Annotated in this window: 15 protein-coding genes and 1 riboswitch; of the genes, 8 read left to right on the forward strand and 7 right to left on the reverse strand. The window is 41.9% G+C overall.

The window, feature by feature from the left end; all coding sequences use genetic code 11:
• Positions 1-103: 103 nt before the first annotated feature.
• Positions 104-997 (forward strand): LysR family transcriptional regulator, encoded by an 894-nt coding sequence (locus PP175_RS03405; protein ID WP_272441445.1) that lies wholly within the window; start codon positions 104-106, stop codon positions 995-997.
• A gap of 57 nt (positions 998-1,054) precedes the next feature.
• On the opposite strand, the gene PP175_RS03410 is transcribed toward PP175_RS03405, so the two are convergent.
• From PP175_RS03410 to PP175_RS03420, 3 genes are all read right to left on the reverse strand, one after another.
• Entirely contained in the window at positions 1,055-1,219 is a 165-nt protein-coding gene (locus PP175_RS03410) for a hypothetical protein (RefSeq protein WP_272441446.1), read from the reverse strand.
• Positions 1,220-1,385: 166 nt separating this feature from the next.
• Positions 1,386-1,964, reverse strand: a complete 579-nt coding sequence (locus tag PP175_RS03415; RefSeq protein ID WP_442870447.1) for a CsxC family protein — start codon at positions 1,962-1,964, stop codon at positions 1,386-1,388.
• A gap of 9 nt (positions 1,965-1,973) precedes the next feature.
• Positions 1,974-2,162 (reverse strand): hypothetical protein, encoded by a 189-nt coding sequence (locus tag PP175_RS03420; protein ID WP_272441448.1) that lies wholly within the window; start codon positions 2,160-2,162, stop codon positions 1,974-1,976.
• Between the two features lie 254 nt (positions 2,163-2,416).
• Positions 2,417-2,504, forward strand: a riboswitch (cyclic di-GMP riboswitch).
• A 519-nt stretch (positions 2,505-3,023) separates the two neighbouring features.
• Here PP175_RS03420 and PP175_RS03425 point away from each other — a divergent pair.
• The 3 genes from PP175_RS03425 (at position 3,024) to PP175_RS03435 (ending at position 5,548) form a co-directional block, all read left to right on the forward strand.
• On the forward strand, positions 3,024-3,551 hold the full coding sequence (locus tag PP175_RS03425; protein WP_442870448.1) for a methyl-accepting chemotaxis protein: 528 nt from the start codon (positions 3,024-3,026) through the stop codon (positions 3,549-3,551).
• Between the two features lie 204 nt (positions 3,552-3,755).
• The gene (locus tag PP175_RS03430; RefSeq protein WP_272441449.1) at positions 3,756-4,721 is read left to right on the forward strand and encodes an aldolase catalytic domain-containing protein; all 966 of its coding nucleotides are present in this window, start codon (positions 3,756-3,758) and stop codon (positions 4,719-4,721) included.
• A 269-nt stretch (positions 4,722-4,990) separates the two neighbouring features.
• Positions 4,991-5,548 (forward strand): hydrolase, encoded by a 558-nt coding sequence (locus tag PP175_RS03435; protein ID WP_272441450.1) that lies wholly within the window; start codon positions 4,991-4,993, stop codon positions 5,546-5,548.
• Between the two features lie 590 nt (positions 5,549-6,138).
• Here PP175_RS03435 and PP175_RS03440 read toward each other — a convergent pair.
• A complete protein-coding gene (locus tag PP175_RS03440; RefSeq protein WP_272441451.1) occupies positions 6,139-7,056 on the reverse strand; it encodes a DMT family transporter in 918 nt (305 codons plus the stop codon).
• A gap of 31 nt (positions 7,057-7,087) precedes the next feature.
• Positions 7,088-7,576 (reverse strand): hypothetical protein, encoded by a 489-nt coding sequence (locus PP175_RS03445; protein ID WP_272441452.1) that lies wholly within the window; start codon positions 7,574-7,576, stop codon positions 7,088-7,090.
• Between the two features lie 367 nt (positions 7,577-7,943).
• Here PP175_RS03445 and PP175_RS03450 point away from each other — a divergent pair, with 367 nt between their 5' ends.
• Positions 7,944-8,999 carry an acyl-CoA dehydrogenase family protein gene (locus PP175_RS03450; RefSeq protein ID WP_272441453.1) on the forward strand — a complete coding sequence of 352 codons (1,056 nt, stop codon included), beginning with the start codon at positions 7,944-7,946 and terminating at the stop codon, positions 8,997-8,999.
• Positions 9,000-9,025: 26 nt separating this feature from the next.
• Here PP175_RS03450 and PP175_RS03455 read toward each other — a convergent pair whose 3' ends face one another.
• Positions 9,026-9,712, reverse strand: coding sequence for a L,D-transpeptidase family protein (locus PP175_RS03455; RefSeq protein WP_272441454.1), 687 nt, complete (start codon positions 9,710-9,712; stop codon positions 9,026-9,028).
• A gap of 119 nt (positions 9,713-9,831) precedes the next feature.
• Positions 9,832-10,002 carry a hypothetical protein gene (locus PP175_RS03460; RefSeq protein ID WP_272441455.1) on the reverse strand — a complete coding sequence of 57 codons (171 nt, stop codon included), beginning with the start codon at positions 10,000-10,002 and terminating at the stop codon, positions 9,832-9,834.
• A 136-nt stretch (positions 10,003-10,138) separates the two neighbouring features.
• Here PP175_RS03460 and PP175_RS03465 point away from each other — a divergent pair, with 136 nt between their 5' ends.
• From PP175_RS03465 to PP175_RS03475, 3 genes are all read left to right on the forward strand, one after another.
• On the forward strand, positions 10,139-11,176 hold the full coding sequence (locus tag PP175_RS03465) for a DUF3048 domain-containing protein (RefSeq protein ID WP_272441456.1): 1,038 nt from the start codon (positions 10,139-10,141) through the stop codon (positions 11,174-11,176).
• A gap of 134 nt (positions 11,177-11,310) precedes the next feature.
• Positions 11,311-11,616 (forward strand): YerC/YecD family TrpR-related protein, encoded by a 306-nt coding sequence (locus PP175_RS03470; protein ID WP_272441457.1) that lies wholly within the window; start codon positions 11,311-11,313, stop codon positions 11,614-11,616.
• A 137-nt stretch (positions 11,617-11,753) separates the two neighbouring features.
• Complete coding sequence (locus PP175_RS03475; RefSeq protein ID WP_272441458.1) at positions 11,754-12,446, forward strand: heptaprenylglyceryl phosphate synthase; 693 nt, start codon at positions 11,754-11,756, stop codon at positions 12,444-12,446.
• Positions 12,447-12,551: the final 105 nt, after the last annotated feature.

A 12,551-nucleotide genomic window follows, 5' to 3' on the forward strand; every position in this document is an offset into this window, starting at 1 on the left:
ACTATGATATAAAGAAATTGTATACTGCTCTTCAAAATTTGTATAATTGAATTAATTAAAGTTTGTGTTCAAAATTTTTGAACTGTGGAACTGAGGTGCGAAGATGGATCTTAAACTATTAAAAACGTTTCAACTGTTAGCGAATTACGGCAGCTTTATCCGAGTAGCCGAAGAAATGAATTATGCTCAGTCCACAGTCACGATACAAATCCAAAAACTTGAATCCGACTTGGGTGTTCAGTTGATCGAACGCGGGAAAAAAATTCGGTTAACAGAAGCCGGAAGACTATTTCACGAACAAAGTTTGCAAATTGTAAAGAATATGGAGCAACTGCAAACAAATTTGTCTGATTTTCGATTAGGTGAATCTGGAAATATCCGTTTGGGGGTGACGGAGCCAACTGCCAGCTATCGATTACCTGATATCTTGAAGAGGTTTTTATTCCGCTACCCGAAAATCCGTATCTCCGTGAACATCGCAAATACGCCAACGTTGAGTGAACAACTTCTCAAAGGGGATATTGATATAGCTCTTTGCTCGGCTCCTAATCTGGACTCTGTTCTTTATTTTGAACCTTTATTTAAAGAAAAGTTTGTTGTCTTGATGCCAGAGAACCATCCGCTTGCTCAAAAAGCGGCAATTGCACCGGAAGATATTCGGGGACATCGTCTGCTCATTACTTCAGCAACCTGTCCGTACCGCAAAAAGCTGGAGATGATGTTGCAGGAATCAGGGAACATTTCATTAGATACAATGGAGATAGGGAGTATGATGGCGTTGAAATATTATGTCGAAAGCGGATTAGGTATTGCCCTTGTGCCCAATATTCTATTGAAGACTGTTCCTATAGGAACTACAGTACGGACGATCAGCGGCAGTCCCATAGACATGATTTCCGGCATCCTCGTCAAAACATCAGATTATCCATTGAATCTGGCGAACTCAAAGCTTTATCAATTTTTCAAGCATGAACTTTATGAACGATCGGTTCTCTAAACTGAAAAAGGCTGTCCAAAATGGAAGCCCTTTGATTGATACGAGAAGTTTTCTGTTTCATTTTTGACGATCCGATGTATCCTTGTTAACTATATTTTCGTTTAACTCTTCTTTCCAGAATATATCTTCTTTCCAAAACAACTCTTTACCAGAATACGTGCTGGCTTCCATCATTTCTCCTGTTGTCGGGTTATGTACGAATTGCTTTTTTTGTACGTCCATTTTTAGCTCCTTTCACATTGGATAAAAGTAGTATTCATCGGATTACAATGGCTTATTCATAGGAAAGACAATTTGACCGCATATCAGGCTTCTAAACGTGGATGAACCATTAAAATCAAACTTGTAGAAGATCGGTGTTGATGACTGGTCAAGCATTAACAGTTTTTCAAGGGAAATTAAACGAGGCTCCCTTTGAATAACAGGGGATCTTTACTTCGATAAGAACCATTTTTTCTGACATCTGCGTAAAGGTTCCTTCTTCTACTGCTTGGGCCCCTGACAGACCTGGTATAGGCACACGGTTCAATGATTCATCCCATTCAGTAATATCAGCACTGATAAGTTCTACAAATACCTGTTCATTAAAAAACTCTGTACTTTTTTCCTGGTGGAACTGGGAAAGATCTGTTGACATTAAGGTATCTTTTTCAGGGAATCCCGTGCCAAGAGGTCTGGAAACCAGGAAGTCAAATTCATTGCGGGTATTTAAAAACGGGCCAACTGGTGGAGTTAAGAAACTGGTAATAGGAGCCACGCAGTCAAAAGGAACATCTACGGTTAAAGAGTTTATAGTCGATAAGAGTTCAGTAGTCATGGTTAATGGCGTAGGGGGAAGTTCAACCATTGGATTCGCAGCGTACTGAATATTTTTACGTACAAATCCAGAAAGAAATAGTTTTGGTGTACCGATTCCTGTTCTAGGTTGAATAAGACGAGCTTGCGTTACTTTCGTACGTTTTTTAATTGTTTTTACTTACAGAATATTTTGACCAATCGGAAAAGTGATTAAAGCGTGCATGGGTACTTGCACGGATACTTCCGCTAAAACGACTGGCACTTTAACCGTTGGCGTGCCGGTAGTAATAACGGGTGTGGGTGTTACAGGGGTTGCCACACATTCACCAATTGCGGTGTTTTGTGCGTTAAATGGGGTTGATGACATTTATTTATTCCTCCTTACTCTTGATGCTCCATATTATGTACAAAGGATTATTCAGCTTGGACATATATCTAATTTTAGGAAGTGAAATAAAATTCAGCGAATACGCTAGCCCGCCGCTCCTCCGATCTGAACGAAAAGCGAAAGGTTGAGGGTAAAAAGTCCATCCACCTTTTAGCAAATAATTAACAAAAAAACAATTGCATTCCAATACAGATTAAATTAGTATTATCGTATTTAGTTTATTACTATATGCATATTGATAAAGGCAAACCTGTCCGAAAGGCAGGGACGCAAAGCCGTGGGTCTACTGTTCTAAAGGACTATGATTGCCAGGTTGCCGAATAGTTATGAAGTTAGAAGGCTATTCCGCTGGTGGAATGGCTTTTTTTATTGGCAGTGCTGAAACACGATACCACCAGAAATTTTTATGGATAAGGCAGAGCATTGTAAATAACGAAGTGTTAACTCAATGATAAGTACACGCTTAAGAAGTAGAAGAAATATTGTTAATCGGGGGATAATCATGTTCAAGTTGTTAAGAAATAATGAAAACAGTTACGAAAACCTACTTGATCGAATCAAGCAAAATGAAAGAAATGTTGCCATTTCTATAGAGTCAAACAGCAATGTCAGCAAAATTTTGCAAATGACTAAGTTTACAACTTATGATTTATCAGCTGTTCAATTATTGCAGCCATACATAGAAGATAACTTGCTGCTATCACACAACAGGCAAGTGCTTCATTGCAACAAGTGTCGGCACAATCTGCACAAGTAGTCTCCTTCGCACAAGTTGGTTCTACGTCTGCACAAGAAACGGAGCAACAATCTTTAGATGCCCAACAACGTCTCAGTGAGCAGATGGAAGCTATGAGCAAGATTGAACTAAGGATGAACGAAGTCAATGAACAGATAGAAACACTGAAAGTAACATCTGCAAAAATTCAAGATGTGACTGTAATCGTTTCGTCCATTGCTGACCAAACCAATCTATTAGCTCTGAATGCTGCCATTGAAGCGGCTCGGGCTGGCGAACACGGAAGAGGGTTTGCGGTTGTCGCCGATGAAGTCAGAAAACTAGCAGAACAAACGAAACGCAGTTTAGATAATGTAACTACACTCATTTCTGAAACCAACAAGGGAATCGAAGGAGTCAATGAGTCAGTAGCTCAAGCCAATAGTTTGGTATTAAATGGAGTTGAGGGGATAAGTCAACTGAATAAATTCTTTGATCAGGTGATTAAGTCCATGGGAGAAATCAAACACGGAAGCATTCGAATTGACAATGAGTTGCAGTCGCTTGTCACTGTCATCGAAGAAATTACAAATGGTGTAAGCACTGTGGCGACTTCTACTGATAATCTAACTGAAATTGCTAAACAAATGTAGTCAGTGAAAGCAAAAGGACGAATTTGTTATTAAGCTAAATCCATCATTAAATAACGCTGCCTCGGCAGCTTTTTTTGTTCCAGTAATGGGCATTTGTCACGTAAGAAAAAACTTATACTTGTTTGGAACGGAACAATCTGTGTATAATTTATTTAGCGCATAAAAGCATAAAAGTGTTAAAGTGATGTAGGAGGAGGAATCGAAATGTCTGTTAACAATAATAAAATTTTAGACTGTACCATACGGGACGGCGGCCTCGTGAATAATTGGGATTTTAGCGTTGAATTTGTTCAAGATCTATATGATGGGTTAAGCGCTGCCGGTGTAGAATATATGGAGTTAGGCTATAAGAATTCACCAAAGCTGTTAAATGCAACGGAACCCAATCCGTGGCGTTTCCTGGATGACCGATTCCTAAAAGAGATTTTCCCACAAAAGAAATACACAAAAATGTCTGCCCTGTGCGATATTGGACGAGTGGATGAGAATGATATATTGCCGCGCGAGGAAAGTGTATTGGATATGATTCGTGTGGCTTGCTACATACGGGATGTAGAAAAGGGTTTAAATCTGGTTCAAAAATTTCATGACATGGGTTATGAGACTTCCCTTAATATCATGGCGCTTTCAAATGTACATGAGCAGGAATTACTTGATGCGTTCGAAGAAATTAACCGGAGTCCGGTTGATGTCGTTTATGTTGTCGATTCCTACGGCAGCCTTGATCCAAAAAACACCGAGCGCCTTGTAAATAAGTTCCGAACTCATTTGCCGAATAAACAGCTTGGTATGCATATGCACAATAATATGCAGCTTGCGTTCGCAAACACATTAGTCGGTGTGCAAAACGGTGTGACCTTCCTTGATTCCTCCGTGTATGGCATGGGACGCGCAGCAGGTAATTGCAATACAGAACTTCTTGTCAGCTATCTCAAAAATCCGCGTTACGAGTTGAAGCCAGTACTCGGCCTTATTGAGAACCACATGATTGCCATGCGCGAAAAATGGGAGTGGGGCTATATTATTCCTTATATGATTTCTGGTGTATTGAACGAGCATCCACGGGTAGCGATGGCGCTGCGAGATAGTGAGGATCGGGATAAATTCACCGAGTTCTACGACAAGCTCACATCCCCGGAAACAACAAACGCGGCTACTGCAAAAAAGTAGAATAAAAAATTTATTGGTTTTTTGTCTGACTTATTGCTGACATATACAACAAGTATAGTGACAATGACAAACCGTTTACCTGTAATACTAACTTGCTATAACCCCTGAAACTTCTTCAGGGGTGTTTTTTTGATCGGACACGTTGAAATGAACAAACTGTTAATTTATGTTTTGAAAAGGCAGGCAATGATGTAAATGGAGCAAAGTTAACAAATACATTTCACCCGCCTAAGAATGTACGTTGATTTTATTTTAAGGAGTGATTCATTATGGAAATAAACCTAAACAAGACAGCCCTGGTCATTATTGATCTGCAAAAAGGAATCGTAGGGATGCAAACTGCACCACACAGTGGTTCATTAGTTGTTGAGAATGCTGCGAAAATTGCTCAAGCTTTTGCGTCCAAAGGAGCTTTTGTTGTCGCTGTCAACGTGGATTTTGGACAAGTTCCATTGCGTCCTATTATCGATCAAGCCCCGCGGAGTACACACCCCCCACAAAATTGGGCTGAAATCGTTCCTGAAATCAACAAATTTAAAAGTGTGTTGATAACGAAACGGCAGTGGGGAGCTTTCTATGGGACAGAACTTGATCTGCAACTTCGAAGGAGAGGGGTTGATACCATCATTTTATGTGGCATTTCGACAAGTATCGGTGTTGACACTACTGCACGGGAAGCCTTTCAGCTTGGCTATCAACAAATTTTTATTGAGGATGCCATGACAGCTTCATCATTGGAAGAGCACCGCTATTCTATTGAATACATTTTCCCGCGTATAGGCAGAATTCGAAAAACAGAAGACATTATGAAAGCCATTATGGGGTAGATTAATGTAAACCTTAATACAACAAAAGGAGCTGTCCGTCAAGGTGAATGACCTTTCGGATGAGCTCCTTTTGTTTTTGAATCGATTCCTATGAACGGCTAACAAAAAATGGCGAGGTTTCAATTCCGACTAAACGCGCATAAGTGAACAATTACCTATGATCCAAACATACACCAGTTACTTTCAACAATCTCAATATACTATATTTTAATTAGATACTTGACTAACATAAGTTATATACGATATTATACTCACGTAAAGTAAGTTACAAAGGAGTTGCGGTTGAAAATCGTAACGCTAATAAATATGAACTTGATTTATCGATGGCAGCGACAGCACTTTACCTGGCTTTGAACGGAAGCTTTATGCTTTCAATCGATGGGATTTTCAAACGCAAACAACAGAACGGTGAGCTAAGCAAACAAGGCCAAACAGGGCTATAAGTTGAGTAGAAAAGGGAGTCACCTGATTTTGGGTGGGTCCCTTTTTAACATCCAAATAAAAAATGGCCAACCAGAAAAACTGGCTGACCAGGTATTACGATGTCAAATCACCTGTTACATGCATTGGCATCTCCAAGCATATGAATGTTATACGGTTTCTTCTTTTGGTTGGAGCCTGTTTGCTGCATACCGCGACCGGGGTTTTGAATTAACAAGGCCAATGCTGATTGCAATTAAAATAAGTCCGATTACAATATAAATCGTAAATGGTTCGTTAAAGAAGAGGATACCTGTTATCAGTGCAACCAGTGGAATTAAAAAGGTATAGGAGGCAACTTTGCTTGCCTCTCCTGAACCAACAAGTTTGAAAAATACCAACCAGCCTGCGGCAATAACAAAAATAGAAATGAAAAGCAGGTCTACGGTATAAGGCACATTCCAGACAATGCTCGACCAACTCTCCGTGACCGAACCAGTACCCATCAAGAACAGGCCTCCAATGATAAGTTGAAGGGTGGTAAGCCAGATTGAATCTACAAGGCTGCCTATCTTCTTCACATATACGGTTCCAATGGCCCAGCTTAATGCACAGCCAAGGGCGAGCACAATTCCTATAATGGAGATATGGCCAGACAATCCCTTAGCGCTGACCGTGGCGACTCCGGCAAATCCAAGAAACAGGCCAAGAACTTTCAGCCCGAACATGGACTCACCAAGCCAAAGCCAGGCGAAAATGCCAAGCAATACTGGCTGAAGGAATACGATGACAGAAAACAGCCCGGCAGGCAGATAAACGAGCCCTACAGTCTGAAGGCCATAAAATAAAATGATATTGAAAATGGCCGAAATAACATACATGGGCCAGGTTTGTTTGAAACGTATCTGTTTGTATTTAGGCAAGGCAATAAATAGCAAAAGAATTCCGCCTATAAATGTTCTCATTCCTGCAAACAGAACCGGCGGCGTGTAAGAGAGTGCAAATTTTGATAAGGGCCAATTAACCCCCCACATGATTACGAGAAAAACGATGAGCAGCCCTGTCTGCATTCTAGAAAGTTGTTTCACAGATAAATCACTCCTTTGATACAAAACTTCTCTACTGAACGCCAGGCAAGGATGCCATTTGCAGCTCGATTTCCTTGTTCGTCAGAGGAAAAGCTCCTATCCGATTTTTTATAGCTAAATAGACTTCTTTCTTTTGATCATCTGGAATTTGATAAAATAACTCCTCAAAAACGGAACACACGATTCGATGATCCATAAACAAAAATAACCGTTTCCACTCATTGCGGTCGATAAATTTTTGCAGGCTTGCGTGAGTCTGCCTAATTTTTGTTTTCATTTTGCTCAGTTCTAAGTCTTTAATGGTCAGTGCTTGCGGCAATTCCACGAGTACAACCGATTTGTAATAGACAAAAGGTGCATGTAGCCCATACGGATTAAAATATAAATGAGATGGATCAACTCCTAGATAATCAGCTGCTTTCTTTGTTTCTGTGGCCGATGGAAACGTAAAGCTGTTATATTTGGCGCGAATGTCATCCGGAATATCCATAAGGCAAATAAGTTGATCTTTTTTTACCATGAGTTCCCCCGAAAATAAAATGATATAAAAAACTCCATCACAAACAAACACTTCAGGTGTCTGCTGTGATGGAGTAATCGATTAGCATACATACCAACAGGTCATTCCATCAAAAAAATATAAGTAGCATGCAAACAAAAGAACCTTTTGATTGCATTCCACTTAGATAAATTTAATATCCCAAACCGATTATACGCTTCTTTTTCAATAAAACAAGTTTATAGCCATAACGAAACGCTTCGGCACGACGATAAGATCGAACTAATAAACCAGCAAAACATTGAATAAGATCAGGAGAGTCGTTTGCTGTTTTTCTTTTTGATACAATGTAAAGAAAGATATCTACAGATGGATGTGAAACATATTAATGGATTTGCCATTTAACCAAGCAGATATAGAAAATGTATTAGATGAACATCTACTTCCACAAGTCACAAGCATTGATCAAGAAGGGCTTTATCCTGGAGATATGTTGCGAATATTAGGGGATGTCGGCGCTTTTACACTAAACAACAACGACGCAAACGATAATCTGTTCCATGCGATTCAATTAATTGAAAGTGTTGGGAAAAGGTGCGCGACAACAGCCTTTGTCGTCTGGTGCCATACTGTTGCTGTCCAATTAGTTGCACAATGTGATAATGAGTATCTTAAACAAAAGATGCTGCACGGCTTAACAAACGGTACAATCTTTGGAAGCACTGGATTATCAAATGCGATGAAGTCTTTTGCGGGAATGGGACCGATCCTTTTAAAAGGCAGGGAAACAACTAGTGGCTATAAGGTTTCTGGTGAATTGCCGTTTGTTTCAAATTTAGGCTCCAATAATTGGTTCGCCATAGTTGCGGAGACTAATGACAAGAACCAGGTCATGGCTTTTGTGCCCTGTACCATTTCGGGACTTAGTTTAGTAGAACGCAAGAATTTATTAGGGATGAACGGAACAGCAACTTATGCTTGTAAATTTCATGAAGTTATGATCCCATCTGAATGGATAATAACCCAACATGCCAGGGACTATATAAATCAAGTAAGACCGGAATTTGTTTTAAAGCAAGCAGCGATTCTCCTGGGGTTAATACAAGCGTCATTGCGGTCCATAGAATTGTTTAGGAACGAAAGCGAAATAAATCAGTATTTACCTGTAAATTTAGACGATCTTAAACAGAAACTTAAAGTGATTGATGAGAAATTGTACCGGTTAGCAAAAAATCCGTATACTCTTGGTGAGAAAATGAAGGATGTATTTCGTTTAAGACTTCAAAGCACATATCTGGCGATGCAAACAACAAATGCCGAGATGATGCATGCTGGTGCTGCCGGATATGTAAAAAGTAGTGATCCCTCCCGACGCTATAGGGAAGCTGTTTTCTTTGGTTCAATTACACCAACGATTAAGCATCTTGAAAAAGTTTTGAGATAATGATCAGGAACCCAATATCTCAACATTTATTCAATTATTCCCATACGAAGCAAATCTTCATAGTGTATTTGGGCGGTAACAGGAAGTTTTTGTTGTTTTTGATAAAGCACAACGGCTTTCTCAGTTAATTGATCGAATATACCGTTGCATTCGCCCTTATAGAAACCCGCTGCTTGAAGGTGGTGCTGCACAAGTTTTACGAGTGCTCCTCTCGAACCGCATACAAGGACACGGTATGTTACATCTGGATGTCCGGTTAATGGGCCATCAATTGTTACCTTCGTACCGATATCCACAAGCTCATATAGTTCCTCAACCTGCTGATCATACATACGGATACAACCTTCGCTAACATACCCACCAATAGAATACGGCTTATTTGTCCCGTGGATGCCGAACGTTCCCCACGGGACACTCAGCTGCATCCATCTTGATCCAAAACCGTTATACCAATTTTTCTTCTTAACCACTATGGTGAAAATGCCAACAGGAGTTGGTGTGTCCTTGGTTCCAGGGCCGATCCGGTATTGTTTTATTGCTCGAATATTTTGTGCGTCTGGGTTGATACGATAGGTCTTGATTACCTTACCTTTGTCCTGTACCTTCAATGTTCTATCCCATAGATTAATGTATATTTCGTTTTTAGCTAATGCTGGCTGCGAACAAACGCAAAATAAAACGCCAACTAAAAAAAGGCAGATTAGTAACCTCATCGACTTTCACCTTCGCCCCGGCGTTAGCCAAGTTTTTTTATTTACTGGTACCGTTGAACAGCATAAAGCGGGAAACTTGAACGAAAGCATTCAATAAAATTATTGTGTCTTTCAGTATGCTAATTATTCGGGAAAGAAATGCTCATGTCGGTAGGCGTGAATTGAGTGATGCCTGGAACCGTTATTTTGTACACAAAAAGAAGACTTCCAGAATCGAAGTCTTCTTTTTTCTCTTTATTCCAGCAGATCCGGCTGCTCCCTGACAATGCGCTTGCCTTCCTCCGTGTCATAAAATCCCCCTGTCCCGTATTATTTAAATATTCAATAATTATATCACAGAGCATGGAAAACGGTTACAAAAAAGGTGACAGAGATATCCTAGAGTTGAAGGATTACTGATCAAATTCAAAACCCAGGAGGTAATCGATGAACCGTATAACCGGCATCCTGCTGTCCGCTTCATTGGCGGCCACTCTTGGCAGTGCTCTTACAGGCTGCGGCGCCAGCATATCCCCGCGAGGCCAAGCCGAACCTGCTGTTCCGGTCCAGTCCGGTGTAAAACAAGGCGCAGTGCAGCATACAGCGCCGTTGACGGGCCTTCCCGTGGCGTCTGTCAATAGAGATCGCGTTATCGTGGTGATGGTGAATAATTTTTCCAAGGCCAGGCCGCAGTCCGGGCTGGATAAAGCGGATATGGTGTATGAAACACTTGAAGAAGGCTACATCAGCCGCTTCATGGCTTTTTACCAGAGCGAAACTCCCGATGTTGTAGGACCTGTAAGAAGCATCCGCCCTTATAATATCAATCTCTCCAGCGGATTTGACCCGATTATCTCGCATGCTGGCGGCAGTGTAGCTGCTCTGCACATGCTGCGCAGCGGCGGTTATGCCGATATGGATGAGATTTATAGCTACCCAAAGGCATACTGGCGGGTCGATTTCCGCAAAGCTCCCCACAACTTGTACACAAGTATCCGTAAATTGCGGGAAGGCGCAGTGAAAAAAGGTTATCCGACTGAGGCTGCAGTCCCCACTTTTACGTTTAAAAAGGATACGGAAGAAGCCTCAGGAGCACCCGGCTCTTCCATCGCGATCACCTACTCAAGCACGAATCACTGCGGCTACGAATACGATCCTGGCAGCAAGCAGTATTTGCGCACGACGGATGGCAAGCCGCATATCGATAAGGAAACAGGGCGACAGTTGAGCGCTACCAATGTGCTTGTGGTGGGTACGATGCATAAAGTTGTTGACAGTGACGGTAGGCTGGAGGTGAATACCACCGGTCCGGGGGAAGGCTATTTATTTCAACGGGGTAAAGCGGTAAAAGTAACGTGGGAACAAAAGCATGGAATCATTCGTGCCTACCGAAATGGCCAGGAGGTGTCGCTATATCCCGGCCATACGTGGGTCAATATTGTACCCAACAACCCAACTCTTGCTGCACACCTTTCTTTTCACTAAGAATACGTATTCCTTGTCAAATGGATACCTTTCCCCTATGATAGAAAGTGAGAAACACTTTAGTTCGTAAAAATTGCAAAGTATTGCTGAGGTAAAGGATATTGCCGGGCTATACTGGAGGGGAATGGATCCATATGCAGCTTGATAAAATTAAGGGAAAAGAACTGGAGCAGTTGTTCGAAGCCATTTTATCGCTGGATTCTATGGAAGAATGCTATCTTTTCTTTGATGATCTCTGCACGGTTAATGAGATGAAATCCATGGCACAGCGCCTGGAAGTGGCCAGGATGTTGAGGGATAAACAGACATACAGCACGATTGAACAGGAAACAGGGGCGAGCACAGCTACCATTTCGCGTGTGAAGCGCTGTTTGAATTATGGGAATGGCGGTTACCTGATGTCCCTTGAACGCATACAGGAGCTTAATGAAAATAAATGATCCGGCCTATCTTTGCTATTTGCTGATGACGCATCTGCAGGCAGGCATGAAGATAAGCAAGTGGGCAGTCTATAGTCTCCATCTGGAGGCTTTTTTAATGGAGTAAAGAATGAACCTTTACCGGAGGAGGATATTCGTTGGAAATCGAGAAATGGAGCCACGTCTTTAAACTGGATCCTGAGAAAGAACTCAGTGACCAGGCTCTTGAGTCAGTCTGTGAATCGGGAACGGATGCCATTATCATTGGCGGTACGTTGAACGTAACGTTTGACAATACGATTGAGCTGCTGGGCCGGGTACGCCGGTATGCGCTGCCTTGTATGCTTGAAGTATCGAATATAGAGGCTGTCGTGCCAGGTTTTGACGGCTATTTTATCCCGCTTGTCTTAAATGCGCAGAATCCGGAATGGATACTTGGGGCGCACGCTCGGGGGCTGGAGGAGCACGGACCATTTATACGCTGGGATGAAGTCATGGTGGAAGGGTATGTAATTGGCAACCCTGAATCGGCGGCTGCGAGATTGACGGCGGCTGACACGCAGCTAGACGAGGGCCGAATGAAGGCGTACGCCCGTATGGCGGATCAGATGCTCAAACTTCCCATTTTCTATATTGAATACAGTGGTACATACGGAGACGCTGCGCTTGTAAAAGCGGCCCAGCAGGTTGTGCATAACAGCCGGATTTTTTATGGGGGCGGCATCCGGACCGCCGAACAGGCGGCTGAGATGGCACAGTGGGCTGACACCATCGTTGTCGGAAACAGCCTGTATACCGATCTGGAAGCAGCTCTCGCCACAGTTGAGGCCGTTAAAAAAATTAAAGAATAGGACGGCCGGCTTTTGAATTGCCCTACAATGTACGATATAATAAATAGACGCAAAAAAACCGCGGGAGATAGGACACCGCGGTTTTGCCAGTTTTACAAAGAGAAT

This window comes from Aneurinibacillus sp. Ricciae_BoGa-3, from assembly GCF_028421645.1.
GTDB lineage: Bacteria > Bacillota > Bacilli > Aneurinibacillales > Aneurinibacillaceae > Aneurinibacillus_B.